This is a genomic window from Allonocardiopsis opalescens (assembly GCF_003002095.1).
Classification (GTDB): Bacteria; Actinomycetota; Actinomycetes; order Streptosporangiales; family Streptosporangiaceae; genus Allonocardiopsis; species Allonocardiopsis opalescens.
Genome location: NZ_PVZC01000009.1, coordinates 345,510 through 371,227 on the forward strand (window position 1 = coordinate 345,510; position 25,718 = coordinate 371,227).

Here is a 25,718-nt window from a genome sequence, read left to right on the forward strand (position 1 = left end):
GGCTCAGCCCGACAGGGTCACTCTGCGTCACCAGGCTCCCACCTGGCGGTGCGCCGGGTACGCACTTTGACCGAGACGTGCAGCGGCCGGGCCGGCGCGAGCGCGGTCACCCGGCCGCGCACCGCCTCGCGGACCTGGCTGCGCAGCCGGTCGGGGGTGCGCAGGTCCGTCGAGACGACGACCAGGGCGCGCGTGCCGGCCAGCCGGACCTTGGCGGAGCGCACGCCCCACACGCTCTCGGCCGCGGCGGCGAGCGCGCGGCGCACCGCGCCCGGCGACAGGCCCACGACCAGGTCGGGATCGGCCGTCTCGACCGCCACCCAGCGCGGGCGCCCCGGGACGAGGGCCAGCAGGATCAGACCCAGGCCCACCAGCATCAGCACCACGCAGGCCGCCAGCACGGGCGGATCGCGCCAGGTCGCGGTGCGCAGGTAGCCGTCGGCCGCCTGGTAGGGCAGCGCGTGCAGCGGCCGGCCCACCAGCGCGGAGATGACCTCGGCGGCGGCCAGTACCGCGATGGCCGTCAGCACGATCGCCGCCACCGTGGCCGGAACGGTGCGGTGCGGCCGGAAGGCGTGCCGGGCCGCGCGCCGCGCGGAGCGCACCCGGGCCGGGGAGACCACGCCCGAGCCGCCGGGGCGCGGCGACGGCAGCGGCCAGCGCGCGGTGTCGCGTTCGGTCGCGGTCATCGCGCCCCACCCCCTCTGCGCTCGGGCGGGCCCGGCAGGTACCGGTCCACCCGGATGTCGACGTGGCGCACCTTCATCCCGGTCAGCGTGGACAGCCGGTCGGCGACGCGCTCGCGCACCCGCCGGCTGACCTCGCGCACCGGCTGCGGATAGACCAGCGAGACGCCGAGCCGGACCGACACCGCGCGCCCCCGCACGGTCGCCGTCGCCTTGGCTCGGCCGCCGCGGCGCGGCGCGCGGGCGGTGCCGTCGACCTCCGTCACGGCCTGCGCCGCGATCTTCTCCACCACCCGCGGGGCGATCACCGTCACCCCCCGGTCGGCGGCGCGCCGCACGGCGGTCCGCGGAGCGGTGCCGGGGCGGCGGGCCGGCGCGGTGGCGGTACCGATCGAGCTCACCGCCGCCTCACCCCCGCCGCCCGAACAGCTGGGCCACGTCCAGTTCCCCCTGGACGATCCGGCCGGCCAGGAAGCCGACCACGCCGAGCGCCAGCACGACCAGGAAGCCGGTGAAGCCGCCCAGGATCCCGGCGAAGCCCAGGGCCGTGCCGTAGGCCAGTCCGATGACCGGCCAGGACAGTGTGCCGTTCAAGGTTCACTCCTCACTGCTCGTCGGTCGGGGGCGGCGGGTGGAGCGCCGCCGCGGGCTGCGTGCCCGTGCCTGTCGGTACCGCGTTGTTCTCCTGGTGCGCGCGTCCGCACGGCGGCGCCTGTCGGACGCGGCCCCGCGCACCTCGGCGCGGCCCGCGCTGCTCGTGCGCCCACCCCGACGGCGCTCCACCGCCGGTGCGCACGTACCCGCACGGCGGCACCCGTCGGACGCGGCCCCGCACTCCAGCGCAGCCGCGCGCCGAGGCGTCCGGACCGCCGCCGCGGCCGGGCTGCCCGTGCGGCGCGGGTGCGCGGCTCACTGCGGGCTCCGCGGCGCCGGGGTCGCCGGGGCGGCGACGATGTCGCCGATGCCGACGTCCACCCGGCGTCCGGGGACCTCGGCGGCCACCGCGGCCCGGACCTGCTCGGCGATCTCCGGCAGCGGGCGGCCGTAGCGGGCCACCACCCACACCTCGACCGCGTCCGCGCGCACGGCGACCCCGGTCAGCCGCTCCCCCGGCAGGTAGGTGGCGACGGCGCCGTACGGCCCGCCCGAGAGCCGGGCCACGTCGGGGCACGAGCGCGCCCGCGCGCCGATCCGGGCCGCCAGGCCCTCGTCCTGCTCCGCCATACGCCCGGCCCGCTACTGGACCCGCGAGGAGCGCGCGTCGTCGTCGGACTCGGAGTCGTCGCCGGGCAGGTGGATGTCGTCAACCGTGACGTTGACCTCGGCGACCTCCAGTCCGGTCATCCGCTCCACGGCGGCGATGACATTGCGCCGCACTCCGGCCGCCAGGTCGGGGATGGCCACGCCGTACTCGACCACCAGGTCGATGTCGACGGCCGCCTGCCGCTCCCCCACCTCTACCGAGACGCCCTGGTTGACGCCGGTGCCGCCGGTGCCTGGCAACCGGTCGCGGACGGCGCCGAGCGCCCGGGCGGCGCCGCCGCCCATCTTGTACACGCCGCCGACCTCGCGCGCCGCCATCCCGGCGATCTTGGCGACGACGTTGTCGGCGATGGAGGTGCGGCCCTGTGTGGCGGCCGACGACTGATCGCCGCGGGCGGTGCCCGCACGCTGCGTGCCGCTCTCCGTCTTGGTGTCGGTCATCGCTGTCCCCCGGTCGCTGCTCGGCCTTGAAGTTTTCGGCGGTCTCGCCCGTCGACCGTCCGCGCGCGGGCGCCGCCGCGATCCGGACCGGACGTGGCGAGAGCACTCATCCCACCGATGCACACTCTAAGCACCGAATCGGTCACAGAACGTAGGACTCGCTGCTCATGGTGGAGATTCGGCCCGGCATTGAGCGCGCCGGGGCGTGCCCGTGGCGCGTCGCGCCCTCCCGGGGAACGAGGGGCGGCCGATGCCTAGGGCGTTCGGGCGCGCGGACGGCCGGGCCCGGCGGCCGGGCCCGTGGCGGCGGCCCGGCCGGCGCGTCGGCGTCGGCTCAGCGGAAGACCACCGTCTTCGCGCCGTTCAGCAGCACCCGGCGCTCGACGTGCCAGTTCACCGCGCGGGCCAGTGCCAGGCACTCCAGGTCGCGGCCGAGCGCGGCGAGCTGGTCGGGGGTGTGGGTGTGGTCGACCCGCGCCACCTCCTGCTCGATGATCGGCCCCTCGTCGAGGTCGGCGGTGACGTAGTGCGCGGTGGCGCCGATCAGCTTCACGCCGCGAGCGTGCGCCTGGTGGTAGGGGCGCGCCCCCTTGAAGCTCGGCAGGAAGGAGTGGTGGATGTTGATGATCCGTCCCGAGAGCTTGGCGCAGAGGTCGGAGGAGAGCACCTGCATGTAGCGGGCCAGCACCACCAGGTCGACGCCGTAGCTGTCGGCCAGTTCGAGCAGCCGCGCCTCGGCGTCGGGCTTGGTCTCGGGGGTGACCGGGACGTGGTGGAAGTTCACCTGGTACGAGGCGGCCAGCGGCTGGAGATCGCGGTGGTTGCTGACCACGGCGGCGATCTCGATGTCCAGCATCCCGCTCGACTGCCGGTACAGCAGGTCGTTCAGGCAGTGCCCGAGCTTGGAGACCATCACCAGCACCCGGGGCCGCGAGGTGCGCGCCCGCAGCTCGCCGTCCATGCCGAACTCGGCCGCCAGCGCCGCGAAGTCGGCCCGCAAGGCGTCCTCGCTCACGGCGGGGTCCTCGGCGATCAGCTGCACCCGCAGGAAGAACCGCCCGGCGATGCGGTCGCCGTACTGCTGGCTCTCGGTGATGTTGCATCCGTGGTCGGCGAGGAATCCGGAGACGGCGGCCACGATGCCCCGGCGGTCCGGGCAGGACAGGGTCAGCACGTACTCACGGTCACTCATCACGGCTCCTGGGGGGATTGACCAGCGATTTCGCATTCTAGTTCGCCGACGCGCCCGGAGTGGCCGGATCGCGCGGCCAGCGACGGGACCCCAGGTGACGGCAGGCCGACGGCCCCCGCGCCGAAGGGCGCGGGGGCTGGTGGGCGGGGGTGGTCAGTTCGGGGTGTCGTCGGTGAGGCGTGGGAGGGCGAGGGTGAATCCGTGGAGTTGGTGGGTGTCGGGCTGGTGGGTGGGGGTGAGGTGGCGCAGGGTGATCCAGGCGGGTTCGGTGGGGTGGGCGGTGCTGTGGGCCAGCAGCCAGGTGCGGAATTCGTTGCCGAGGGCCTGGACCATCAGATCGGTGATCGTGGCCAGATAGTGGGGGTCGGCGGTGGGCTCCACAGGGATGGCGTCGGAGCCGGGCGGTGTGGTGGTCACCCACAACACGAAGCACTGCTCGGGTGGTGCGGGCAGCACGGGCGACAGCATCGGGTCGGGATAGGTGGCCGGGCCGATGTGGGGCGGGGTGGGTGGGGTCATGATTGGTCGTCCTTGTGTGTGTCGGGGTCGGATCGGTCGGGGTCGGCTTGCTGGTCGAGCAGGGCCCGGACGTCCTCAGCGGTGTAGCGGCGGTGCCCGCCCAGCGTGCGGATGTAGGTCAGGCGCCCCTGACGGGCCCAACTGGACACCGTCTTGGGATGCACGCGGAACAGATGTGCCACCTCTTGGGCGGTCATGAGTTCGGGCAGCTCGCCCTGAAGCTCTTCGGGCAGCGGCGGACGTTCGGGAAGCCGTGCGGGATCGAAGTAGTAATGGCCGCTGACGAACACCGCGTAGACCTGCTCGGCCTCGGCCATCTCCTTCAAGGTCTCCGGATGCCGCCCTGACAGGCGGGCGGCCTCTCCCAGCGGCACCAGAGCGGGAACGGGCATACAGCGGTCCTCGGGAACGGGGCATGCGGGAGCATGGCCACGGTGAGCGGGGTGGATGGTGGTCCCGGCCGCGGGGGGAGCCTCCCCATCGGGCCGCCGCCCCATCGGGGCAGGTCGGGGTCTGACGGCCGCTCGACCCTCGCGGCCGGGACGATCAGGGGGCGCCGCGCCGGGTGGGCGGCGACGGCGAACGGTGCAGTTCGAAGAAGACGGTGCGCCCGGTGGCATCGGCCCGGTCCCCGAAGGCGTCGGCCAGCTCCGCGACCAGGGCCAGGCCCCGGCCTCTGGTGTCCTCGGGGCCGCTCATCGCGTAGCGAGGGCGCGCCCCGGTGCGGTTGCCCGCGTCCTCGCACTCGACCCGCACCCGCTGCGGACCGCACCGGACCCGCAGCCGGAACCAGCCACCGGCCTCGCCCGAGGCGGTGTGCGCGAGTGAGTTCGTGGCCAGCTCCGACACCAGCAGCACCGCCGTATCGGCCGGCTCGCCGGTGAGGTCCGCAAGCGCCAGCACTCCCCGGACCCAACGCCGCGCGGCGCCAACCGACGCGGGCACCCCCGGGAACGCGTGCACGGCCGCGCCCAAGGCCGGGGACATCACACCGCCGATGGTGATCACCGCACGGCCGTCCCGGCCAAGGCGTCGACGCGCTCGCGCGGCGCCTGCGCGGACGCGCGCTCGTGGGCGAGCAGGTAGGGGCGGACCATCGCCGGACGTCCCTGCGGAACGTGCTGGTCGAGCGGGAGCCATTCGGTCGTCTCGCCGATGGAGGCGCAGCGCGCGACCGGCGGCCAGGCGGGCGCCCGGTCCGGCATCGGGTGCCGGGCGGAGCGCACCGCTCGCGCAGTTCGCCGAATATGCCGCATACCGGACAACAGTCCGCTGCACACGCGGATGAATCGGTCAATCGAATTCATCTGGCGCCACTCCTTTTGGCCGATTTGATGATCACACCCCCGATCCTCGGCCATCACGGGGGATTCGCGTGTCCGAAGCATTGCACGGTGTCCGGCACCACTCCTAGCGTCCGTGATCATCTGGCGGACTATTGAGGATGCCATGAGTCTAATTGTGAATTCCACTTGTGATCTTCGCACCCTCATGGTGCCATGAGGCATGGCTACAGACCGGAACCCCAACGCGGTCAAGTGGGGACGTGAATTGAAGCGCGTGCGTCGTCGCGCCGGGCAGTCTCAACACCAGGTGGCACGGGCTGTCGGATGTACAACGAGCCATATTTCGAACCTTGAGATCGGCCACCGGAGCCCGCCCCCGGAACTGCTGCAAGCTCTGGACGAAACACTAGGATCAAACGGACAACTCATCGAATACTGGGAGCAGTTGACTCGCGACGCGCGGCCCGCTTGGCTCGAGGAGTTGGGAGTCGAGATCGAGCAGTCCGACGCGGTGTACGACTACTGCGTTATCACATGGCCGGGATACATGCAGACGCCCGATTATGCCCGCGTACTGGTCGAACAGGCGGTTCCGTGGCTGGCCCCGGAGGAGGCTGAGCGGAGGATCGCGGAGCGAGTCTCTCAGACCCAGCGCATGACGGAGGCCAACCGTCCTATGCTCTGGGTCGTTGCGGATGAGAGCATCCTGTGGAGGCGCTTTGGCGGTGCCTCCGTAACGCGTGATCAACTCGACCACGTCATGCGTCTGGTCGAAGCAGGGCGGGTGCACCTACAGTTCATGCAGGCGGACGCGGAGCACCATCCGGGCAACTCAGGACCGTTCAAACTGCTGAGCAGCACGCGGCGGCCGGACGTGCTGTACACCGAGAGCACTCGTGAAGGGCAACTGGTGACGGATACGGATGACGTTGTGCACTACCGGATGTTGTTCGCCCAGCTGCAAGGCGCGGCGATGCCCGTAGCGGATACCCTTGATCGTCTACGGAACACAGTAGAGAGGCTGAAATGATCACCGAGTGGCACAAGAGCAGCTACAGCAGCGGCGGGTCCAACTGCGTGGAGTTCCGGGAGTCCGAGAACTGCGCCGACGTGCGCGACTCGAAGCACCCCGAGCAGCCCCACCTCTCCTTCTCCCCCGACGCCTGGACCACCTTCACCCAGGCCGTCAAGGACGACCGACTGTAGAACGAACCTCCAACGAAAGAAAGCCTCCGGCCCTCGGCCGGAGGCTTTTTGTACTGTCGTAGCCCTGTGACTCTTTGTCGGCCGCGAATACACTTAACCAACGACGAGCCCAGTAGCGAGGTCGGAATGATCACGGAGTGGCACAAGAGCAGCTACAGCGGCGGCTCAGGAAGCTGTGTCGAAGTCCGCGAGCACACCGACCGCGCCGACATCCGCGACACCAAGAACCCGCAGGCCGGACACATCACCGTCGGCGCCCGGGAATGGAACGCCTTCGTCCGCGCCATCCGCGACGACGCACTCTAGCCCACCCCAGCGGCAGCCGGAATCTGATCAGATGCTCCGCGACGCCGAAGTCGTCTTCCGGTCGGCCCGGGCCTGCCGAATCAACCGTCCCGCTACTATCGGTCACACTGGGGGCGAGGGTGGCTGACGACTTCGGAACGCGGTTGGCTGCGCACATGGATATGCGCGGAATGTCGCTGCTAGTGCTGGCCAAACTGATCCATTTCAATCACGGCTACCTGTCGCGCGCGCAGCGGGAAGTCGAGACCTTCGCGCGAGCTGGCGGAAGCCCTGGATAGCGAACTCGGCGCAGACGGTGCGCTGTTCGAACTGGCCGACACCTGGTCGCAGCTGAACGCCGACGACCGCGACCGGCTGGCGCACGCGATCGACAACCCCACCCGGGTCGATCAGGCGACGGCCGACGCCCTGGCCGGGGTGCTGGCGCACCAGCGGCGGCTGGACGATACCCTCGACCCGGCCGCAATGCTGGCCTCCATCGAATCCCATCTGGCCGTGGCTGACCGCCTAGCTCGCCCGCCAGCAGGGCCGCCACCTGGCCGTCGCCCGCTACTTCCTCGCCGCTTTCCACACTCCCGGAGCGCACCCCGCCCAGCAGGTCGGCGACGGAATCCAAGCCGCCCAAGGGCTGGCCAAACTGGGAGAACGCGCACAAGCCCTGAAACTGCTCGACCTGGTCGACCGCAAAATGCCCAAAGCCGCCCGGCACCCACCCCCCGAAACCGCCTACTGGCTGCTGCCGAACTTCCACGGCCTCAACATCGGCCTCGCCCTCATCGCCCTGGACGAACACACCGACGGCGCCGCCCGGATCAGGCATTCGCTTGCCAATCTCCCCGAAGACCAACAAGGCGCCAACTGGACCATCGAGTACCGCCGAGCGGCCGAACAAGCCGAAGCCGCATGAGGCTATGTGAGGGAGTCGGCATGACACAGGGGGTGGAATCATCGTCCGGCACGGCATGATGCGGCTGCGGCGGCCGCGCGGGAATCTGGTGAAGCGCAATCTCGCCGCTGACGGGCCCGGCTACTCCTTCCCCTCGGCGTCCAGCCAAGAGGTGTGGACGCACCACGTCACCCCCGAGGCGTCGCACCAACCGCTGACGGACCCGCGCATCGCCAAACTTTTGGGCGTTCCGGTCGGCACGTCGGTGCTGCGACGGTTCCGGGTGACCGGGCCCGTGTCCGAGCCGCCGTTCCAGATCAACGTGTCGTGGATCCATCCGCGCGGTGTGGCCGACGCACCCGAGGTCGCCTCGCAGGGCCGGGGCCCAGGTGACTGGCTGTACCGCTTGGAGCGGGCCGGGCACTGGCCGATCAGCTGGGTGGAGTTCCACAGAGCCCGCATGCCTACCAAGGACGAGGCCGGGCTCCTGGAGATCCCGACCAGCCTGCCCGTGCTGGAGATCGTGCGCGTGGGAACCTCAGGCCGCGACGAACAACCCATCGAGGTCACCGAGTACGTCGTGGCCGGCGACCGCGTCGAGACCGTGCACGTCCTGCACCGCGACGAGTCCGCGCAAGCACCATGGCCCGACGTCCCTCGGGAAAGCCGAGACGACAGGAGCCGGTGAGCGTGGCCTTGACCGTTGCAGCCGCCGCCCGCACCCACACCGGCCTGGTCCGCGCCCGCAACGAGGACAGCTGCTACCCGGGCCGCCACCTCTTCGCCGTCGCGGACGGCCTCGGCGGCCACGTCGCCGGAGACGCCGCCAGCGCCGCCGTGATCGCGGCACTGCAACCGTACGACCGTGCGGCGGACCCGTCCGAACTGCCCCTCATCCTCGGAACGGCCGTGCACGCGGCCAACGACGCCCTGCGCGACCGGATCGACGCGGAGCCGGACCTGGCCGGGATGGGCACCACCCTGGTCGCGCTGCTGTGGGCGGAGACGACCTGCGTTCTCGCCAACGTCGGCGACTGCCGCGCCTACCGGCTGCGGCCTGCCGACGACGGCCCCGCGCAGCTGACCCGCCTCACCGAGGACCACACCTACGGCACGCTGCTGGCCGACGCCGCCACCGTGCCAAGACTCCCCGAACGCATCTCCCGCTTCCTCGACGGCCGCCCCGATGGCCGCTCCCCCGACATCACCACCCGCGAGCTGCGCCCCGGCGACCGCTATCTGCTCTGCTCAGACGGCCTCAGCGCAGTCGTGCCCCACACGCTCATCAGCGAAGCGCTCACCGCACCCACCGGCCCCGTCGAAACAACCGACCGCCTCATCGAACTGGCCCTCGACCACGGCGGCCCGGACAACATCACCGCACTCGTCTTCGACGCACACCAAGCGCTTCCTGACTGAACGCGCAACGCCGCTGACCCGACGATCGATGAAAGCCTCTCGCGGCCGGGTGAGGCCGGACCGCATCGTGGCGGTTGACCGCGGTCCGGTCTCGTCCGCTCCCCCATCGGCGTGCCCCGGCCGCAGGCGGGCGAGGGCCGGATGGGCGGCCAGAGAACATGAATGCCATTCACAGCCCGCTGTGGCAAGCTGCCGGGATGGAGCCGCTGCGGGACCGCTATGACCGGGCGACGGCCGGGATCGAGCCGCCGTTCGCCGCCGTCGATCTGGCCGCCTTCCGGGCCAACGCCGCCGACCTGGTGCGGCGCGCGGCCGGGAAACCCGTGCGGGTGGCGAGCAAGTCGGTGCGCTGCCGCGCGCTGCTGACCGACGTGCTGGCCATGGACGGCTTCGCCGGAGTGCTCGCGTTCACGCTGCCCGAGGCGCTGTGGCTGGTGGCCGAGGGCGTCACCGACGACGTGCTGCTCGCCTACCCGACCGCCGACGCCACCGCGCTGCGCACGCTGGCCGACGACCCCCGCGCCGCCGCCGCGATCACCGTCACGGTCGACTGCACCGACCACCTCGACCTGCTGGAGCGCGCCGCCGCGGGCTCGGCGCACACCGCGCCGCTGCGGGTCTGCCTGGACGTCGACACCGGCTGGCTGCCGCTGGGCGGCCGGGTACGCGTGGGCGCGCTACGCTCGCCGGTGCGCACCCCCGCGCAGGCGGTGCGGCTGGCCCAAGAGGTGGTGCGGCGGCCCCGGCTGCGCCTGGTCGGCCTGCTCGCCTACGAGGCGCAGATCGCGGGCGTGCCCGACCGGCCGCCCGGCCGTCCGCTGTACGGCGGCCTGGTCCGCTTCGCCCAGCACCGCTCCCGCGTCGAACTCGCCAGACGCCGCGCCGAGATCGTCCGCGCGGTGGGCAAGGTCGCCGAGTTGGAGTACGTCAACGGCGGCGGCACCGGCAACCTCGGCACCGCCGCCCGCGAACGCGCCCTCACCGAAGTCGCCGCGGGCTCCGGCCTGTACGCCCCCACCCTCTTCGACGGCTACCGCGCCTTCACCCCGGTCCCCGCCGCCGCCTTCGCCCTCCCCGTCGTACGCCGCCCCGGCCCCGGTACCGCCACCGTCCTCGGCGGCGGCTACCTCGCCTCCGGCACCGCCGCCCCCGACCGCCTTCCCCGCCCCTGGCTCCCGAGCGGCCTCCACCTGACGGCCGCCGAAGGCGCCGGCGAGGTGCAGACCCCGGTCGTCGGCCCCACCGCCGACACCCTGCGCATCGGCGACCGCGTGTGGTTCCGGCACGCCAAGGCGGGCGAACTGTGCGAGCGCTTCGACCGGCTGCACCTCATCGACGGCGAGCGGGTGGTCCGGACGGTGCCGACGTATCGGGGCGAGGGGCGGACCTTTCTCTGAGGGCGGGCTTGCCGCGATCGAGGGAAGCGGCGGCTATCCCCGCGTCTGCGGGGAGCATCCGGCGATAGAGGCCAAGCCCAGGCCCCGGGCGCTGTGCCATCCCTGCGCGGGGGAGAACTGGATGGGCTGGCCGGTCCCGGCGCACTGCCGGGGACCATCCCCGCGCGCGGGAAGCACGGCCGATGACCTTCTCAACCAGGTCCAGAGCCGGGACCATCCCCCCGCGCGCGGGGAGCACCAGCCGCAGCCACGCGCGAGACCGTTGGTCGAGGGACCATCCCGCGCGCGCGGGGAGCACCAGGTCCGATCCGGCGTGCTCCTGCCAGAGCCGGGACCATCCCCCCGCGCGCGGGGAGCACTCGGGCTACCAGCCAACGGATCGTGACCCCTCGGGACCATCCCCGCGCGCGCGGGGAGCACGCGAGCAGCCCCAGCCGCACCCTGGCCTCCACGGGACCATCCCCGCGCGCGCGGGGAGCACATCAGCACGCTGCCGTCGCGGCCGTAGGCCACGGGACCATCCCCGCGCGCCCCGCGCGCGCGGGGAGCACGCCAGATGATCGCGTAGGCGATGCGTTCCCACGGGACCATCCCCGCGCGCGCGGGGAGCACAGCGACCCGACCGGCACGGCGTAGCGCCACCTGGGACCATCCCCGCGCGCGGGGAGCACCGGTCGGCGCTCGCCGACCTGCCCGCCGCTCTGGGACCATCCCCGCGCGCGCGGGGAGCACATCTGCACGGCGTTCGCGCCCAGCACGAGGTTGGGACCATCCCCGCGCGCGCGGGGAGCACGCCGATCACATGACGGTCGAGCTGCGCGCACAGGGACCATCCCCGCGCGCGCGGGGAGCACCGGCCGGCGGGGTGCCGGGCGAGGACATGGTCGGGACCATCCCCGCGCGCGCGGGGAGCACCGGCCGGCGGGGTGCCGGGCGAGGACATGGTCGGGACCATCCCCGCGCGCGCGGGGAGCACTCGCGGTCGATCACCGACAGGTCGTAGCTGATGGGACCATCCCCGCGCGCGCGGGGAGCACACGTTCAGGTTCGGGCGCCTGGTCGAGGTCGTGGGACCATCCCCGCGCGCGCGGGGAGCACGGCGGCCGGCCTTCCTCGCGGACGCGGCCGCGGGGACCATCCCCGCGCGCGCGGGGAGCACCCGACAATCCCGCCGACAATCCAGGTCAGGATGGGACCATCCCCGCGCGCGCGGGGAGCACCGGTGCTCGGAATGGGGGGCGGGGTCAGACACGGGACCATCCCCGCGCGCGCGGGGAGCACAGCGAATAGGAGTGGTAGAAAATACGGCATCAGGGACCATCCCCGCGCGCGCGGGGAGCACGCCGGGCGCCCTGGTGTCATTGACTGTTGATGGGGACCATCCCCGCGCGCGCGGGGAGCACGAAATAGCCTCCGTACCGATTAGCAAGGTACAGGGACCATCCCCGCGCGCGCGGGGAGCACGCTGCAATATCCTTCTTAGCCCTACTCTGATATGGACCATCCCCGCGCGCGCGGGGAGCACCGGGCCTGAGTCGCGGCCGCGCCGTCGGCGTCGGGACCATCCCCGCGCGCGCGGGGAGCACCCTCGGCGACCTGGGGCGTTATCAGCGGATCACCTCGGTTTTGGCAACTTCTCGAAAATCAGACAAATCACGCACCTGTCTCCGGTCGCCGGTCGGTCCTCGGGAAGGATCGTACGGGCAGGTTCCCGGGGTGGCAGCGTTCGATGTGGCGACGTCCTCTGTCGGCCATCGTTGGCGCTGGCTGCATGGGGTCTTGGTGTGGTGGTCGACAGGTGCTCGTGTGGCGGCGGGACAGAGACTAGCGGCCGCTGCCGAAAGGGCGATCGGGTCGTGCCGTCGCCGTCTCGTGGGGTGCGCTGCTCGGTGTCGCAAGTGACGATGCCGCCCGCCGGTCGGCGGGCGCCGCGGCGGGCGGGCGGCACACCCGCCCGAACGGCCGCCGCCCGCTGCCGGACCCGTCACGGGTCCGGCAGCGGGCGGCGAAAACCCCAGTTCAGCGCCTACGACGCGAGCGCCAGAGGATGTAGACGCCCACGGCGGCGACGGCGGCGCCCGCTCCGATGAGGAGCAGGGTGGGCGGGCCGACGGGGCGGACCTCGTAGTCGGTGCTCACGACCTGGTCGGTGGTGACGCTGCCCGGGGCGGGTTCGATCTCGGTGGTGCGGCCGCGCACCAGCTGCTGGGCGTCGCCGGTGACGAGGCTGGCGACGCTGTCGACGGCGTCCTCGGCGGCGGCGCGGATGCGGTCGACGCCGCGGCGGGCGACCCGCCGGGGGCTGACGCGGTCGGCGATCTCGTCGATCGTCACGGCGAGCTGGGCACGCGTCCGTTCGATGCGCTGCTGAACTTCGTCGGGGTCCTGTGCCGGCATGGAGTGAGTCCCTTCGTCTGCGTGCCCGTCCCAGTCTGGCAGGTTCGGGGCCGGGGTGGGGCGGCGTGACGCGCGGCGGCGGTCAGGCCGCCGCGAGCCGCTGCCGGGCGGCCTTCTCGTCGCGGTCGAAGGCGCGGGTGGCCCGCCACAGGCCGTAGATGATCACGGCCTCGAAGAGCAGCAGCGCCGCGGCCGCTCCGACCGTGAGCACCGGGATGGCCGCCGCCCACAGGCCCGTCAAGAGCGGAGCTACCACGAAGACCACCATCTCAAGCTCGATCCCGCTGACGAGGTGGGTGCGGATGCGATGCCGCAGCATGGCGGCGCGCATCCGCGCGTAGAGCGGGAACCGGGCCGACAGGGTGCCGGGCGCGGGGGTCGGGGGCGCGTCGGCCAGGCCGACCGCCTCGGGGTCGTCGTCGGCCGCGGGGGGCGCCGCGGGCGCGGGCTCGGGGCCGCCGAAGCGCTCGCGCAGCCGCTCGGACCACTCGGCCCGGCGGTCGGCCATGGCGCGGCGCACCTTGGCGGCGTTGAAGGCGCTGAGGTAGCGGATCAGCTCGGCGCCGATGACGACGGATACCAGCCACACGTACAGCACCTCGCCGGTGGCGAGGTACTGGCCGCCCATCAGGCTCGCCGAGCACAGCACCACCCGGACCCGGTCGAGGATGAAGTCGAGCCAGGTGCCGAACATCGAGCCGGTGCCCTTGAGCCGGGCGATCTTGCCGTCCATGCAGTCCAGCACGAAGCTGAAGTGGAACAGCAGCGCGCCCGCGACCAGCCACGGCCAGTCGGCCAGCCAGAAGCAGGCCGCCGAGCCGAGCCCGAGCACCAGCGCGACCAGGGTGAGCTGATCGGGAGTGATCGAGGTGCGGTTGGCCGCCACCTTCACCAGCGGCCCGGCCAGCGGGTCGACCAGCAGCACCGTCCACCAGGAGTCGCGCTTCTTGTAGGTGCGCTCGCGCACCTCGGCGAGGGTGAAGGCGGGGCGCGCGGCGGACGGTTGCGACGGCGGTGGGGCACTGGGCACGGCTGGGTTCTCCCGCGACTCGGCTGGGACGGACTGGGCCGTCCGCGCGGGGGTTCGCGGCGGCCCGGTGACGCATGAGTCTACGGAAGCCGGAACACCGCCCCGTACGGGCTTCGCGGCCGGGTCAGCCCGCGGCGCCGGGCCCGGGCGCCCCCACCAGGTACCGTTCGCGCCGCTCCGTCAGCTCGGCCAGGGCGGCGTCGATCTGCTCGCAGGCGCGCTGGAAGTCGCGGGTGGACAGCCACAGCTTGTAGATGATGACGAGTTCGAAGGCGAGCAGCAGCGCGCCCACGACGGCGACGGTGACCGGGATGGCGGCGGCGGAGAACATGCCGAGCAGCGGCGCGACGATGAAGACGCCCATCTGGAACTCGATGCCGGAGACCAGGTGCGGCCGGATGCGGCGGCGGCGCAGCGCGTCGCGGACGCGGGCGTACCACGGGAAACGGGAGTGGAAGCGCTGCTGGAGGGCGGTCGCCTGCATGCCGCGGACGGTGATCGGCGAGCGCACCGCCGGGGCGCCCGCGGCCGCGTCGGCCGTCGCCTCGAATTCTTCGGCCGCCTCCGCCGCCTCGGCCTCTTCCTCCTGGGCGGTGTCGGCGTCGTCCATCAGCTCGGCCGGGACGGGCTCGTGCGCGCCCAGCCTCCTGGCCAGTTCCTCGATGCGGGCCCGGACCTCGCTGCCGCCCTGGGCCGCGTCGGCGTCGGCGGAGCGCTCGGCGGCCTCGGCCTGGAGCAGCCGCCTGAGCTCGCGCACCGAGCGCTTGAGCCGGCCGCGCATCGCGCCGCGCACCTTGGCGACCTGGAGGGCGTTGAGGTAGCGGAACATGTCGAGGAAGACCACCGCGAGCGCGACCCACAGGAAGACGGCGTCTCCGGTGGCGGCGAACTGGCCGGCCGCCAGCGCGACGGCGCAGATCAGCACGCGCAGCCGGTCGAAGACGTAGTCGAGCCAGGTGCCGAAGAGCGAGCCGGTGCCCTTGAGCCGGGCGATCTTGCCGTCCATGCAGTCCAGCACGAAGCTGAAGTGGAAGAGCACCGCCCCGGCCAGCAGCCAGGGCCAGTCGGCCATCGCGAAGCACACGGCGGCCGCGAGGCCGAGCACCAGGGCGCCCAGGGTGAGCTGGTTGGGCGTGACCGAGGTGCGGTTGGCGGTGATCCGCACCAGGCGCGAGGCCAGCGGATCCACCAGCAGCACCGTCCACCAGGAGTCCCGGCCCTTGTAGGTGCGCTCTCGGACGTCGGACAGGGTGAAGCGCTGCATATCTCGTGGCTCCCACAACGATGACGGATGAAAAGCCGATACGTCACACATGCACAGAGGCGAACGCGGGGTGACGAGCAGATGTACGGAAGCCTACGCCCGCTGGTGACGTGCTTGATCACCATGCGATCGGCGTGTCGGCGCTACGGTGGACACGCGACCGGCCGCCGAATCGGGGCCGGTCCGGTCAGACCACCACGATCCGCCCGCAGGAGGCACCCGGCATGAGCACGGCCGACACCCGGCTGGAGCCCGGCGACACCGCACCCGACTTCACCCTGCCCGACGCCGACGGCACCCCCGTGTCACTGAGCGGGCTGCGCGGGCGGCGGGTGATCGTGTACTTCTACCCGGCGGCCAGCACGCCCGGCTGCACCAAGGAGGCCTGCGACTTCCGCGACAACCTCGCCGAACTCGACCGCATCGGCATCAGCGTGCTCGGCATCTCCCCCGACGCCCCCGCCAAACTGGCCGCCTTCCGCGAGGCCGAGGGCCTGAACTTCCCGCTGCTGTCCGACCCCGAGCGCAAGGCCCTGCACGCCTACGGCGCCTTCGGCGAGAAGAAGAACTACGGCCGCCTCATCCAGGGCGTGATCAGGTCCACCTTCGTCATCGACGCCGAGGGCCGGGTCGAGAAGGCGTACTACAACGTCCGCGCCACCGGCCACGTCGACCGGCTCCGCCGCGACCTGGGACTGTAGCGGCCTGCGCGGGCGGCGCCGTCCGGGTGCCGCCCGCGCCCCCGGTCCGCGGTGGCGCCGGAGCCGGGCGCTTGGCAGGATCGCCGGGTGGCCCATCTCGGACTGGTGACGGTGGTCGTGCGCGACTACGACGAAGCCATCGCCTTCTACGTACGCGCCCTCGGCTTCGAACTCGTCGAGGACACCCGCCTCGGCGGCGGCAAGCGCTGGGTGGTCGTCGCCCCGCCCGGAGCTCGCGGCAGCGCTGTACTGCTGGCCCGCGCCGCAGGCCCCGAGCAGGAGACCAGGATCGGCGACCAGACCGGGGGCCGGGTGGGCTGGTTCCTGAGCACCGACGCCTTCGACCGCGACCACGCGCGCATGCGGGCCGCCGGGGTCGAGTTCGAGGAGGCGCCGCGGCAGGAGCCCTACGGCACGGTCGCGGTCTTCCGCGACCTCTACGGCAACCGCTGGGACCTGATCCAGCCGCGACCGGCACCGGACGGCACCTAGACCGCGCGGCGCCCGCGCGCCCTACCCCACATAACCGCGCGGGTTCTTCGTCTGCCAGCGCCACGCGTCCGCGCACGCGTCGTCGACCGTGCGGCGGGCCGACCAGCCCAGCTCGCGGTTGGCCCGTCCCGGGTCGGCGAAGCAGACCGCGATATCGCCCGGACGGCGCGGCGCCACCTCGTACGGCACCCGGCGGCCCGACGCCCGCTCGAAGGCGGCCACCGCCTCCAGCACCGACGTGCCCGTCCCCGTGCCCAGGTTGAACACCGACAGGCCCTCGGCCGCGTCCAGATGCTCCAGCGCCGCCACATGGCCCAGCGCCAGATCCACCACGTGCAGGTAGTCGCGCACACCCGTGCCGTCAGGAGTGTCGTAGTCGTCGCCGAACACCAGCAGCCGATCCCGCGCACCCGCCGCCACCTGCGCGATGAACGGGAACAGATTGCTCGGCACCCCCTCCGGATCCTCGCCGATCAGCCCGCTCTCGTGCGCGCCGATCGGATTGAAGTAGCGCAGCACCCCGATCCGCCACCCCGGATCCGCCGCCGCCAGATCGCGCAGCACCCGCTCACCCACCAGCTTGGTGCCCCCGTACGGATTCGTCGCCCGCAGCGGCGCCGACTCGTCCACCGGCACCCGGTCCGGATCCCCGTACACCGTCGCCGACGAACTGAACACCAGCCGGCGCACCCCGTGCGCCGCCATCGCCTCGCACACCGACAGCAGGCCGTCCACGTTGTTGCGGTAATAGCGCAGCGGCTCACGCACCGACTCGCCCACCGACTTCAGACCCGCGAAATGCATCACCGCGTCGAAGCGCCACCGCCCGAACACACCCTCAAGCACTCCGCGGTCCGCGCAGTCGCCCACCTCCAGCGGCACCGACGCCCCCGCGATCGCCGCGACCCGCTCCGCCGCCTCACGCCGGCTGTTCCCCAAGTCGTCCAGCAGCACCACATCATGGCCCGCCGCCACCAGCTCCACCGCCGCATGGGTGCCGATATAGCCGCAACCACCCGTGATCAGCACGCGCATAGCCCGCAGTGTAGCCACGGCACCACCCGCCCCCACCCGTACTACGATGAACACCCACCAGGGGCCGTAGCCCAACGGCAGGAGGCGAACGGTTTAGGTCCGTTACAGTGCGGGTTCGAATCCCGCCGGCCCTACGCTCGGGTGTGCTCTTGCTTGCTCGCTTCGCTCGCTGCGCCGGCTCGCTTCGGCGTGCCAGCCCCGGGGGTACGACCCCCGGACCCCCGCGCCAGGGGCTCCGCCCCTGGACCCCGGTGGACTGAGGTGACGCTAGAACCGTTTTGAGCGCGGTTATAGGGGACTTGGGTCACCGCGTTACCCCCACTCCCGCCGGACCGAGATGACGTGCTCACCGTCGTGACCGCGGTTGTGGGGGAACAGGGTCACCGCGTTAACCCCACCTCCACCGGACCGAGACGACGCGCTCACCGTCGTGACCGCGGTTGTGGGGGAACAGGGTCACCGCGTTAACCCCACCTCCACCGGACCGAGACGACGCGCTCACCGTCGTGGCCGCGGTTGTTCTGGGGGCCGAGGTCACTACCACCCCACTTGCTTCGGTTCTGGTGCTCTGCGGTGTGGGCTTTGCTCGCTACGCTCGCTCGCCTGGTTCCGCGTGTATGGACGGCGGGGTTCTCGGACGCGGTGTGCGCCCTTGCTCCCTTCGCTCGCTTGGCTGCCGGTGTTGGTCTGCGGGTCTGTCTGGTCGTGGGTTCGGGGACCGGGGTGGAGACTCCTGGCCGGCGCTGTCGCGGTGACGGCGTGGGTGGTCTTTCGCAGCCTGCGCGACATGCTGAAGTAGACCCGGCCCGTCGGTACCGCCTGCGGCGCCGCCGCCGGGTGCTGAGGTCCACACGGCTCCACACACCTAGTTTATTCCACATGAAGGAAATGATGCGGATATCTATTGCAACCTGCGGAATGGAGCCGTAACTTGCCAGAAACCTGGTTGCCGCGTGCGGAATGCCCGCGCGGCACCCGGGAACCACGGGGGCCGATAGCGCCCGAGTCGGCGGCCTGGGGCCGGTGTGCTCCGGGCGCGGTGAGAAGGGCGGTGGTTCGATGGGTGCCGACACGGCTCCGGCGGTGCCCGCGGGGGCGGCCCTGGTGAGCGGGCGGGCGGGTGCGCCCGCGCGGGGCGGACGCGCCGGGCCGGTCCGAGCGCGGGCGCGGCGGTGGCGCGAACTGGGCGTGCGGGTGGGCGGTGTGCTCGCGGTGCTGGCCGCCTTCGAGCTGTGCTCGCGCCTCGGGGTGCTGCCCAGGCAGTGGTTCCCGCCGGTCAGCGAGATCTACGTCGAGCTGTTCCGGCTCGCCTTCGGGCGGCCGCTGTGGGTGGAGATCGGCCGCACGCTGAGCGGGTGGGCGATCGGGTTGGGGCTCGCCACGCTGCTGGCCGTCCCCGCCGGGGTGCTGCTGGGGTCCAGCAGGATCGCCTACCACCTGTCCAGGACGGTGATCGAGTTCTTCCGGCCGGTGCCCTCGGTGGCGCTGATCCCGCTGGCCGTGCTGGTCTACGGCACCGGCCTGGACATGAAGGTCTTCCTGATCGTCTTCGTCACCTTCTGGCCCGTCCTGATGCAGACGATCTACGGCGTGCAGGACGTCGACCCCGTCGCCAAGGACACCGCCCGCTGCTACGGGCTGCCGCCCACGGCGGTGTTCCGGCTGATCACCCTGCCCAGCGCCGCCCCCTACATCGCCACCGGGCTGCGGCTGTCGTCCTCGGTCGCACTCGTGCTCGCGGTCACGGCCGAGCTGGTGGCCGGCTCCCCCGGGCTCGGCCAGGCCATCGTGGTGGCCCAGTCCAACGCGCTCATCACCCGGATGTACGCGCTGATCATCGTCACCGGGCTGGTCGGCTGGGGGCTCAACTCCGCCTTCCAGGCCGTCGAGGGGCGGCTGCTGCGCTGGCATCCCTCGCAGCGCCAGGAGGTGGCCCGATGAGCACCGAGCGCTCACCCGCACTGCGCCGCGCGGGCCTGGTCGCCCTGGAACTGTGCGTGCCGGTGCTGCTGCTGGTCGGCTACGGCCTGTGGTCCCACCGGGCGCTGGACTTCTACTTCCCGCCGCTGGGCGAGATCGCCGAGGTCTTCGGCCGGCTCTGGCTCTTCGACCGGGTGCCCGGCGACCTGCTGCCCAGCCTGGTGCGGATGCTGGCCGGCTACGCGCTGTCCGTCGTGCTCGGGGTGGGCGCCGGGCTGCTGCTGGGGCTGTCGCGGCTGCTGCGCACCGCCGCCGAGCCGGTGGTGGAGTTCCTGCGCGCGCTGCCCGCGCCCGCGCTGATCCCCTTCGCGCTGCTGCTGTTCGGCGCAGGCGACGGCGCCAAGGTGTTCGTCATCGTGCTCGGCGCGGTCTGGCCCATCCTGCTCAACACCATCGACGGCGTGCGCGGCGTCGACGCCCAGCAGCTGGACATGGCCCGCGCCTACCGGGTGCCCTTCGCCGCCCGGGTGCTGCACATCGTGCTGCCGGCCGCCTCGCCGCGCATCTTCGCCGGGATGCGCACCAGCCTGGCCATCGCCATCATCCTGATGGTCGTGTCGGAGATGGTGGCCAGCAGCAACGGCCTGGGCTACTTCGTGCTGGAGTCGCAGCGCTCCTTCGCCATCCCCGAGATGTGGACCGGCATCATCCTGCTCGGCGTGCTCGGCTACGCGCTGAACTGGGTCTTCCTCCGGGTCGAGCGGCGCGCCCTGTTCTGGCACCGCGGCGCGCGCGGCCGGCTCGGCACCGCAGGCCCGCCGGGCCGCCGCGGCCGCGCCGCCCGCCCTCGATCCGCCCCGTCCCCGGAGGTCACCGATGCTTGACGTACTGGGCCTGCGCAAGGTCCACGGCCCCGACCCCGACGGCCCGCCGGCCGTCGCGGACCTGGACTTCTCCGTCGCGGCGGGCGAGTTCGTCGCGATCCTCGGCTCCTCGGGCTGCGGCAAGACCACCATGCTGCGCTGCCTGTCGGGCCTGGTGCCGCCGACGGCGGGCGAGGTGCTGCTGCACGGCGCCCCCGTCACCGGCCCGCCCAAGGACATGGCCTTCGTCTTCCAGGACTACAGCCGCTCGCTGCTGCCGTGGATGACGGTGCGGCGCAATGTCGCCTTCCCGCTGCGCTACCAGGGCGTCACCGGGCCGGCGGCGCGGACCGCCACCGAGGAGGCGCTGGCCGCCGTCGGGCTGGCCGGGCGCGGCGACCGCTTCCCCTGGCAGCTGTCGGGCGGTATGCAGCAGCGGGTGGCCATCGCCCGCGCCCTGGCCTACCGGCCCAAGCTGCTGCTGATGGACGAGCCCTTCGCCTCCGTCGACGCCCAGACCCGGGCCGGCCTGGAGGACCTGCTATTGGAGGTGCGGGAGCGCTACGACATCACCGTCGTGTTCGTCACGCACGACATCGACGAGGCCGTCTACCTGGCCGACCGGGTGCTGGTGCTGCGCCCGCCCGCCCACGTCAGCCTGGCCGTCGACGTGGACCTGCCCCGGCCGCGGCACCAGGTCGACACCAAGCGGCTGCCCGAGTTCGGCCGGCTGCGCGCCGAGCTGTTCGCGGCCCTGGACGGCGGCGGGCGCGACGCGGCCGCACCGGCCCCGAGCCCGGCCGACGCCGGATGAGGCCCCCGACGACCCGGCCGCGCGCCCGCCGCGGCCTGCGCGGACTGGCCGCGCTGGCGGCCGTGGCACTGCTGGGCGCGGGCTGCACCGACTACGGCGGCGACCTGTCCGGCGCTGCCGGCGCCCGGGCGGGCGGCGAGGACACCGTCGTGGTCTCCGACACCGCCGGCACCCCGCTGGCCTTCCTCGCCTACGGCGTGCGGCAGGGCTACTTCGCGGCCGAGGGCATCGAGGTGGAGGTGCGCCCCTCCAGCGGCGGCGCCACGGTCATCCCCTCGCTGATGAGCGGCGACGTGGACATCGTCGGCTCCAATGTGGTCTCGGCGATGATCGCGATGGGCCGCCGGATGCCGGTGCGGATGGTGGCGGCCGGCACCAGCACGGCCGAGGAGCCCGAAGACGACTTCTCCTCCCTGATGGTGCCGCCCGACAGCCCGATCCGGGACGCCGCCGACCTGGCCGGCGCCCGCATCGCGGTGAACACGCTGCAGAACATCAACGACGTGGTGCTCTACTCGGCGCTGCGGGAGCGCGGCGTGGACCTGGCGAGCGTGGAGCTGGTCGAGATGCCGCTGCCAGACATGGCGGCGGCGGTACAGCGCGGCGATGTGGACGCGGCCGCGCTGATCGAGCCCTTCGCCACCATCGGCCGCTCCCAGGGGCTGCGCGACGTGCTGCGTCCCTACAGCGACCTGCGCCCCAGTCTGCAGATCGGCACCTTCCTGATGACCGAGCGCACCATCGAGGAGCGGCCGGAGCTGGCCGCGGCCTTCCAGGCCGGGGTGCGGGCCACCGCCGAGGCGGTCCGCGCCGATCCGGAGTCCTTCCGCGCGGCGCTGCCCGAGATCAGCGAGGTGGATCCGGAGCTGGCCGCCGAGATGGACCTACCGGTGTGGAACGGCACCACCGACCGGGAGTCGATCGAGCTGATCCACGCCGAGATGGTCGAGTTCGGGCTGACCGAGGCCGAACTGGACTACGAGGGCAGCGTGCTGGGCTAGCCGGGCGGCCGGTCCCGGCCGTCCGGCCCCCCGGACATGGGATGTGCGCCGCGGATCTGCGATGCTAGCCGCCCGAACGCCCGCCGTCCGCCACGGGGGCGTCCGCACTCCGGACACACGACAGGACTCCCCCATGATGAACGCACGCGCCCGCCGGGTCCCCATGGTCATCGGCACCGTCTCCGCCGGTGTCGCCGCCGCCATCCTGCTGGTCATGGGCGTGATCTTCACCGCGGTCGGCGGCATCGACTACACCTCGTACACCGGGCGGGCCGAGGCCGTGGTGGTAGAGGTGATCACCGAGAGGAACACCGTCGGCTCCGGCTCGGACCGCAGGAGCCGGGTGGACACCGACACCTACGTCGGCTACACCGCCGAAGGCCAGGAGTTCGGCCGCGTCCTGCTGAACGGGCTCAACCCCGACAGCTACGCCGAGGGCCAGAGCCTCACCGTCGCCTACGACCCCGCGAACCCCGGCTCCCCGGTCACCGTGGCGAGCACCGAGCCGGGCGCCATGGACACCTTCCGCTGGGTCGGCATCGCGCTGCTGGTGGCGGGCGGGGTGGTCGCCGTGGTCGCGGTGGTACTGATCGTCAAGCTCGTCTCCGGCCGCCGCGCCCGCCCGTCCGGCCCCGCCCCGGGCCCCTACGGGTACCAGCCGCAGGGCTATCCGCCGCCGCCGCACAACTGAGCGCGGCCGGGCTTGCTCACACCTGCGCGCGCAGCAACTCCAGCACGGCGTCGCGGGCGCGCAGCACGGCGGGGGCGAGTTCGGCGCCGTCGGCGCGGGTGGGCATCCGGCTGGCCGGGATGACCACGGCGATGGAGGCGAGCGGGGCGTCGGTGAGGTCGCGCAGCACCGCCGAGACCGCGCTGATGCCGTTCTCGCCCTCCTCGACGTTGACGGCGTAGCCGTCGCGGCGGATCTGCACCAGCTCCGCCTCCAGGTCGTCCCAGACCGCGATGGACGCCTCCGTGCGGGCGGTCAGCTCGCGGTCGGCGTAGCGGCGGGCCAGCTCGGGCTCTGGCAGCGCGGCCAGGATGGCCTTGCCCGCCGCGGTGCAGTGGGCGGGCAGCACCACGCCGGTGCGGTTGCCGACCCGCACGGCGCGCGGCCCCTCGACGCAGTCGACGAAGCGGACGTTGCGCCCTTCGAGCACCGACAGGCTGACGGTCTCCTGGGTCTGCTCGCGCAGCTCCTCCAGGATGGGGTGGGCGACCCGGCGGATGTCGATGCGGCCGATGGCGGCCAGGCCGATCTCGTTGAGGACCGGGCCGGGGCGGTAGGCGCCGTTGGGCTTGTCCTGGATGACGAAGCCGCGGCTGCGCAGCGCGTTGAGCAGCCGGTGGGCGGTGGACGGCGCCACGCTCAGCAGTGACGCCGCCTCCGAGACCCGCAGGGCGTGGCGCTCTCCGATCAGTTCGAGCAGCCGCAGCGCGTTGTCCACCGAGCTCGACGTGCCTCGGGGTGCAGGTGAGCCGGGTCTCGGGTTCGACATGAAAGAACTTTATCGCAGAGTTTTTTCACTTAGAGCAATATGGCCGCCACTGTCAGCGCACGCCCAAGCGCATCTCGCCGATTCCGCTGATCGACGCCGCCAACCGGTCGCCGGGCCGGATCGGGCCGACCCCGGGCGGCGCCCCGGTGAAGATCAGGTCGCCGGGCACCAGGGTCATCATCCGCGAGGCGTAGCTGACGATCGCCGGCACCTTGGTGATCATGTCGCGGGTGCGCACGTCCTGGCGCGGCTCGCCGTTGACGTCCAAGCGGATCTCCAGGCCGGAGGGGTCGCCGATCTCGTCGGCGGTGGTGATCCAGGGGCCGAGCGGGCTGAAGGTGTCGTAGCTCTTGCGCCGGGAGCGGTCGGCGTCGGCGCGCACGGTGATGTCCAGGCCCATGGTGTAGCCCATCACGTGGTCGAGCGCGTCGGACTCGGGGATGTCCCTGCCGCCGGTGCCGACCACCACGACCAGCTCGGACTCGTGGTGCACCTCGTGGCCGGCCTCGACCACGTCGGCCGGGAGCCTGATGTCCTCGGCCGGCCCGGACAGCGAACTGGGGGCCTTGAGGAAGACGTCGAAGCGCATCATCCACGCCTCCACCCGGCCCAGGGTGCGCTCCTGCACGCCGTGCATCTCGGCGACGTGGTCGGCGTAGTTGGACGCCGTCGCGACGATCTTGCTCGGGTTCAGCGCCGGAGCGCGCAGCCGCACCCGCTCCAGCGGGACGCGGGTGCCCTCGGCGGCGGCCCGGGCCAGCGCGTCGCAGACCCCGGCGCGGTCGCGGCAGAGCCGCCGCCACCACCCGGCGGTGACGGGGTCGGGATCGTGCGGCCACGGCAGCGCCGAGGTGACGTCGACGAGCGCGGTGCCGTCCACGACGACGCCGAGCCGGTGGTCGTCGAACAGGGCCAGCTTCATCGGGTGAGCCTTTCCGGGGGCGGATCGGGCCTGGTCGGCCGGTCGGGTGGGGGGAGGGTCAGGCCGGTTCGAAGACGCCGGTGACCTCCTGGGGCACCGCCAGCGTCTCCTCTCGGTAGATGCCCAGCGCGCGCAGCACCGGGGTGTCGCTGAGGCTGAAGAGGTCGGCCTGGCCGCCCTCGGCGCGGTGCTCGGCGGCGGCCCAGGACGGCACCACGAACATGTCGCCGCTGGTCCAGTCGAAGCGCCGGCCCGCGATCACGCTGCTGCCGGAGCCGCGGAAGACCACGTACACGGTGTTGCCGCTGCGCCGCACCGGCGGCGAGGCGGCGCCGGGGACCAGCCGGTGCGCGGTGCAGGCCAGGGTGGGCAGCACGCTGGCGCCCGAGCGCGGATTGGTGAACTCCGCGCTCACCATGCCGCCGCCGGCCGCCTCGGCCTCGGCCAGCCGGGTCAGCCGGGCGTCGGTGTCGGCCCAGCGGTACACCAGCAGCGGGGACGGCTCGGGGTCGAGCGCGGAGCGCACCGCGCCGTCGGCCATCCGGCGCTCGGCCGGGACCCCGGCGTGCGCCGCCTCCGAGCGGTTGTGCTCGCCGCGCACCGGCTGGTTCAGCTCGGGGTGCTGCTCGAAGAAGATGCCGTCCAGCGCCTCGATCATCGGCAGGTCCAGGCCGTCGAACCAGAACATGTCGGAGTCGCCGCCGTTGCTGTGGTCGTGCCAGGCCTTGGCTGGGGTGAGCACGAGGTCGCCGGGCCCCATGTCGCAGGCGTCGCCGTCCACGGTGGTCCACACCCCCCGGCCCGCCAGCACGAAGCGGATCGCGCCGGGGGTGTGGCGGTGGGCGGGCGCGGACTCGCGCGGGCCCAGGCACTGCAGGGCGCCCCACAGGGTGCCGGCCGCGTAGGGGCGGCCGCCCAGGCCGGGATTGGCCAGGGACAGCACGCGGCGCTCGCCGCCGCGCTCCACCGGCACCAGCCGGATCGCCCGCTCGGCGAGCGGGCGCATGGTGGCGCCGCGCCACAGCCACGGCACCGCGCGGGGCCGGGGCTCGGGGGTGAGCAGCTGCTCGGTGATCGTCCACAGCGGGCGCAGCCCGGCGGCGTCCAGGTCGCGGTAGAGCGCGTCCAGTTCGGGCTCGGCGGCGGTGTCGGCGGGCGGGTGCACGGACATGTCGGCCT

The 25,718-nt window shown here is 72.7% G+C and carries 32 protein-coding genes, 1 tRNA gene and 1 CRISPR repeat array; of the genes, 15 read left to right on the forward strand and 18 right to left on the reverse strand.

Features of this window, described 5'->3' with window-relative positions:
- Positions 1-17 precede the first annotated feature (17 nt).
- The 10 genes from CLV72_RS27450 to CLV72_RS27495 form a co-directional block, all read right to left on the reverse strand.
- The gene (locus CLV72_RS27450) at positions 18-689 is read right to left on the reverse strand and encodes a DUF6286 domain-containing protein (RefSeq protein WP_106252101.1); all 672 of its coding nucleotides are present in this window, start codon (positions 687-689) and stop codon (positions 18-20) included.
- Complete coding sequence (locus tag CLV72_RS27455; protein WP_106252104.1) at positions 686-1,087, reverse strand: Asp23/Gls24 family envelope stress response protein; 402 nt, start codon at positions 1,085-1,087, stop codon at positions 686-688. Before CLV72_RS27455 ends, CLV72_RS27450 begins: the two co-directional genes overlap by 4 nt.
- Before the next feature lie 7 nt (positions 1,088-1,094).
- The gene (locus tag CLV72_RS27460; RefSeq protein ID WP_106252106.1) at positions 1,095-1,280 is read right to left on the reverse strand and encodes a hypothetical protein; all 186 of its coding nucleotides are present in this window, start codon (positions 1,278-1,280) and stop codon (positions 1,095-1,097) included.
- 315 nt (positions 1,281-1,595) lie between these two features.
- Positions 1,596-1,910 (reverse strand): Asp23/Gls24 family envelope stress response protein, encoded by a 315-nt coding sequence (locus CLV72_RS27465; RefSeq protein ID WP_106252109.1) that lies wholly within the window; start codon positions 1,908-1,910, stop codon positions 1,596-1,598.
- A 12-nt stretch (positions 1,911-1,922) separates the two neighbouring features.
- Positions 1,923-2,390 (reverse strand): Asp23/Gls24 family envelope stress response protein, encoded by a 468-nt coding sequence (locus tag CLV72_RS27470; protein ID WP_106252111.1) that lies wholly within the window; start codon positions 2,388-2,390, stop codon positions 1,923-1,925.
- Between the two features lie 334 nt (positions 2,391-2,724).
- On the reverse strand, positions 2,725-3,582 hold the full coding sequence (purU, locus tag CLV72_RS27475; protein ID WP_106252113.1) for a formyltetrahydrofolate deformylase: 858 nt from the start codon (positions 3,580-3,582) through the stop codon (positions 2,725-2,727).
- Between the two features lie 153 nt (positions 3,583-3,735).
- A complete protein-coding gene (locus tag CLV72_RS27480; RefSeq protein ID WP_106252115.1) occupies positions 3,736-4,101 on the reverse strand; it encodes a hypothetical protein in 366 nt (121 codons plus the stop codon).
- Positions 4,098-4,493 (reverse strand): BldC family transcriptional regulator, encoded by a 396-nt coding sequence (locus CLV72_RS34020; RefSeq protein WP_425428129.1) that lies wholly within the window; start codon positions 4,491-4,493, stop codon positions 4,098-4,100. Before CLV72_RS34020 ends, CLV72_RS27480 begins: the two co-directional genes overlap by 4 nt.
- A 154-nt stretch (positions 4,494-4,647) precedes the next feature.
- Positions 4,648-5,088, reverse strand: coding sequence for an ATP-binding protein (locus tag CLV72_RS27490; RefSeq protein ID WP_106252304.1), 441 nt, complete (start codon positions 5,086-5,088; stop codon positions 4,648-4,650).
- Between the two features lie 17 nt (positions 5,089-5,105).
- The gene (locus tag CLV72_RS27495; protein WP_146159588.1) at positions 5,106-5,408 is read right to left on the reverse strand and encodes a hypothetical protein; all 303 of its coding nucleotides are present in this window, start codon (positions 5,406-5,408) and stop codon (positions 5,106-5,108) included.
- 199 nt (positions 5,409-5,607) lie between these two features.
- Here CLV72_RS27495 and CLV72_RS27500 point away from each other — a divergent pair, with 199 nt between their 5' ends.
- The 3 genes from CLV72_RS27500 to CLV72_RS27510 all read left to right on the forward strand — a co-directional run bounded on the left by CLV72_RS27500 (position 5,608) and on the right by CLV72_RS27510 (position 6,899).
- Positions 5,608-6,417, forward strand: coding sequence for a helix-turn-helix domain-containing protein (locus CLV72_RS27500; protein WP_106252120.1), 810 nt, complete (start codon positions 5,608-5,610; stop codon positions 6,415-6,417).
- Entirely contained in the window at positions 6,414-6,593 is a 180-nt protein-coding gene (locus CLV72_RS27505; RefSeq protein WP_106252122.1) for a DUF397 domain-containing protein, read from the forward strand. Before CLV72_RS27500 ends, CLV72_RS27505 begins: the two co-directional genes overlap by 4 nt.
- Positions 6,594-6,719: 126 nt before the next feature.
- Positions 6,720-6,899, forward strand: a complete 180-nt coding sequence (locus CLV72_RS27510) for a DUF397 domain-containing protein (protein WP_106252124.1) — start codon at positions 6,720-6,722, stop codon at positions 6,897-6,899.
- Positions 6,900-7,103: 204 nt separating this feature from the next.
- Here the strand turns inward: CLV72_RS27510 and CLV72_RS31905 are convergent, their stop codons facing one another.
- Positions 7,104-7,388: a hypothetical protein gene (locus CLV72_RS31905; protein ID WP_146159589.1), complete on the reverse strand. Its 285-nt coding sequence runs from the start codon at positions 7,386-7,388 to the stop codon at positions 7,104-7,106.
- A 199-nt stretch (positions 7,389-7,587) separates the two neighbouring features.
- On the opposite strand from CLV72_RS31905, the gene CLV72_RS27515 reads away from it, so the two are divergent.
- The 4 genes from CLV72_RS27515 (at position 7,588) to CLV72_RS27530 (ending at position 10,601) form a co-directional block, all read left to right on the forward strand.
- The gene (locus CLV72_RS27515) at positions 7,588-7,806 is read left to right on the forward strand and encodes a hypothetical protein (RefSeq protein WP_106252126.1); all 219 of its coding nucleotides are present in this window, start codon (positions 7,588-7,590) and stop codon (positions 7,804-7,806) included.
- Positions 7,807-7,894: 88 nt separating this feature from the next.
- Positions 7,895-8,473 (forward strand): UTRA domain-containing protein, encoded by a 579-nt coding sequence (locus CLV72_RS27520; protein ID WP_211303134.1) that lies wholly within the window; start codon positions 7,895-7,897, stop codon positions 8,471-8,473.
- A gap of 2 nt (positions 8,474-8,475) precedes the next feature.
- Positions 8,476-9,204 carry a PP2C family protein-serine/threonine phosphatase gene (locus CLV72_RS27525; protein ID WP_245930475.1) on the forward strand — a complete coding sequence of 243 codons (729 nt, stop codon included), beginning with the start codon at positions 8,476-8,478 and terminating at the stop codon, positions 9,202-9,204.
- A gap of 197 nt (positions 9,205-9,401) precedes the next feature.
- Positions 9,402-10,601 (forward strand): amino acid deaminase/aldolase, encoded by a 1,200-nt coding sequence (locus CLV72_RS27530; protein ID WP_106252134.1) that lies wholly within the window; start codon positions 9,402-9,404, stop codon positions 10,599-10,601.
- 703 nt (positions 10,602-11,304) lie between these two features.
- Positions 11,305-12,187: direct repeats of the CRISPR family, unit length 29 nt; unit sequence GGGACCATCCCCGCGCGCGCGGGGAGCAC.
- Positions 12,188-12,620: 433 nt separating this feature from the next.
- Here the strand turns inward: CLV72_RS27530 and CLV72_RS27535 are convergent.
- The 3 genes from CLV72_RS27535 to CLV72_RS27545 form a co-directional block, all read right to left on the reverse strand.
- Positions 12,621-12,998: a DUF3618 domain-containing protein gene (locus CLV72_RS27535; protein WP_106252136.1), complete on the reverse strand. Its 378-nt coding sequence runs from the start codon at positions 12,996-12,998 to the stop codon at positions 12,621-12,623.
- A gap of 82 nt (positions 12,999-13,080) precedes the next feature.
- Positions 13,081-14,028: a CDP-alcohol phosphatidyltransferase family protein gene (locus tag CLV72_RS27540; RefSeq protein WP_106252139.1), complete on the reverse strand. Its 948-nt coding sequence runs from the start codon at positions 14,026-14,028 to the stop codon at positions 13,081-13,083.
- 124 nt (positions 14,029-14,152) lie between these two features.
- Entirely contained in the window at positions 14,153-15,292 is a 1,140-nt protein-coding gene (locus CLV72_RS27545; protein WP_106252141.1) for a CDP-alcohol phosphatidyltransferase family protein, read from the reverse strand.
- A 224-nt stretch (positions 15,293-15,516) separates the two neighbouring features.
- On the opposite strand from CLV72_RS27545, the gene bcp reads away from it, so the two are divergent.
- Together bcp and CLV72_RS27555 are read left to right on the forward strand one after the other, a co-directional pair.
- Positions 15,517-15,993 carry a thioredoxin-dependent thiol peroxidase gene (gene bcp, locus CLV72_RS27550; RefSeq protein ID WP_106252144.1) on the forward strand — a complete coding sequence of 159 codons (477 nt, stop codon included), beginning with the start codon at positions 15,517-15,519 and terminating at the stop codon, positions 15,991-15,993.
- Between the two features lie 87 nt (positions 15,994-16,080).
- The gene (locus tag CLV72_RS27555) at positions 16,081-16,485 is read left to right on the forward strand and encodes a VOC family protein (RefSeq protein ID WP_106252146.1); all 405 of its coding nucleotides are present in this window, start codon (positions 16,081-16,083) and stop codon (positions 16,483-16,485) included.
- Positions 16,486-16,506: 21 nt separating this feature from the next.
- On the opposite strand, the gene galE is transcribed toward CLV72_RS27555, so the two are convergent.
- Complete coding sequence (gene galE, locus CLV72_RS27560; protein ID WP_106252148.1) at positions 16,507-17,520, reverse strand: UDP-glucose 4-epimerase GalE; 1,014 nt, start codon at positions 17,518-17,520, stop codon at positions 16,507-16,509.
- A gap of 60 nt (positions 17,521-17,580) precedes the next feature.
- On the opposite strand from galE, the gene CLV72_RS27565 reads away from it, so the two are divergent.
- From CLV72_RS27565 to CLV72_RS27590, 6 genes are all read left to right on the forward strand, one after another.
- Positions 17,581-17,654, forward strand: a tRNA-Leu gene (locus CLV72_RS27565).
- Between the two features lie 925 nt (positions 17,655-18,579).
- Entirely contained in the window at positions 18,580-19,461 is an 882-nt protein-coding gene (locus CLV72_RS27570; protein WP_106252151.1) for an ABC transporter permease, read from the forward strand.
- Complete coding sequence (locus CLV72_RS27575) at positions 19,458-20,324, forward strand: ABC transporter permease (RefSeq protein WP_106252153.1); 867 nt, start codon at positions 19,458-19,460, stop codon at positions 20,322-20,324. The genes CLV72_RS27570 and CLV72_RS27575 overlap by 4 nt, the downstream gene beginning before the upstream one ends.
- Positions 20,317-21,117: an ABC transporter ATP-binding protein gene (locus tag CLV72_RS27580; RefSeq protein ID WP_106252156.1), complete on the forward strand. Its 801-nt coding sequence runs from the start codon at positions 20,317-20,319 to the stop codon at positions 21,115-21,117. The genes CLV72_RS27575 and CLV72_RS27580 overlap by 8 nt, the downstream gene beginning before the upstream one ends.
- Complete coding sequence (locus tag CLV72_RS27585; RefSeq protein ID WP_106252158.1) at positions 21,114-22,118, forward strand: ABC transporter substrate-binding protein; 1,005 nt, start codon at positions 21,114-21,116, stop codon at positions 22,116-22,118. The genes CLV72_RS27580 and CLV72_RS27585 overlap by 4 nt, the downstream gene beginning before the upstream one ends.
- Before the next feature lie 133 nt (positions 22,119-22,251).
- Positions 22,252-22,809 carry a DUF3592 domain-containing protein gene (locus tag CLV72_RS27590; protein ID WP_170141136.1) on the forward strand — a complete coding sequence of 186 codons (558 nt, stop codon included), beginning with the start codon at positions 22,252-22,254 and terminating at the stop codon, positions 22,807-22,809.
- A gap of 16 nt (positions 22,810-22,825) precedes the next feature.
- Here the strand turns inward: CLV72_RS27590 and CLV72_RS27595 are convergent, their stop codons facing one another.
- From CLV72_RS27595 to CLV72_RS27605, 3 genes are read right to left on the reverse strand one after another with little or no spacing between them, the layout of a single operon-like run.
- A complete protein-coding gene (locus CLV72_RS27595) occupies positions 22,826-23,617 on the reverse strand; it encodes an IclR family transcriptional regulator (protein ID WP_106252164.1) in 792 nt (263 codons plus the stop codon).
- Positions 23,618-23,669: 52 nt separating this feature from the next.
- A complete protein-coding gene (locus tag CLV72_RS27600) occupies positions 23,670-24,539 on the reverse strand; it encodes a fumarylacetoacetate hydrolase family protein (protein WP_106252166.1) in 870 nt (289 codons plus the stop codon).
- 58 nt (positions 24,540-24,597) lie between these two features.
- Positions 24,598-25,710 carry a cupin domain-containing protein gene (locus CLV72_RS27605; protein WP_106252168.1) on the reverse strand — a complete coding sequence of 371 codons (1,113 nt, stop codon included), beginning with the start codon at positions 25,708-25,710 and terminating at the stop codon, positions 24,598-24,600.
- Positions 25,711-25,718 lie beyond the last annotated feature (8 nt).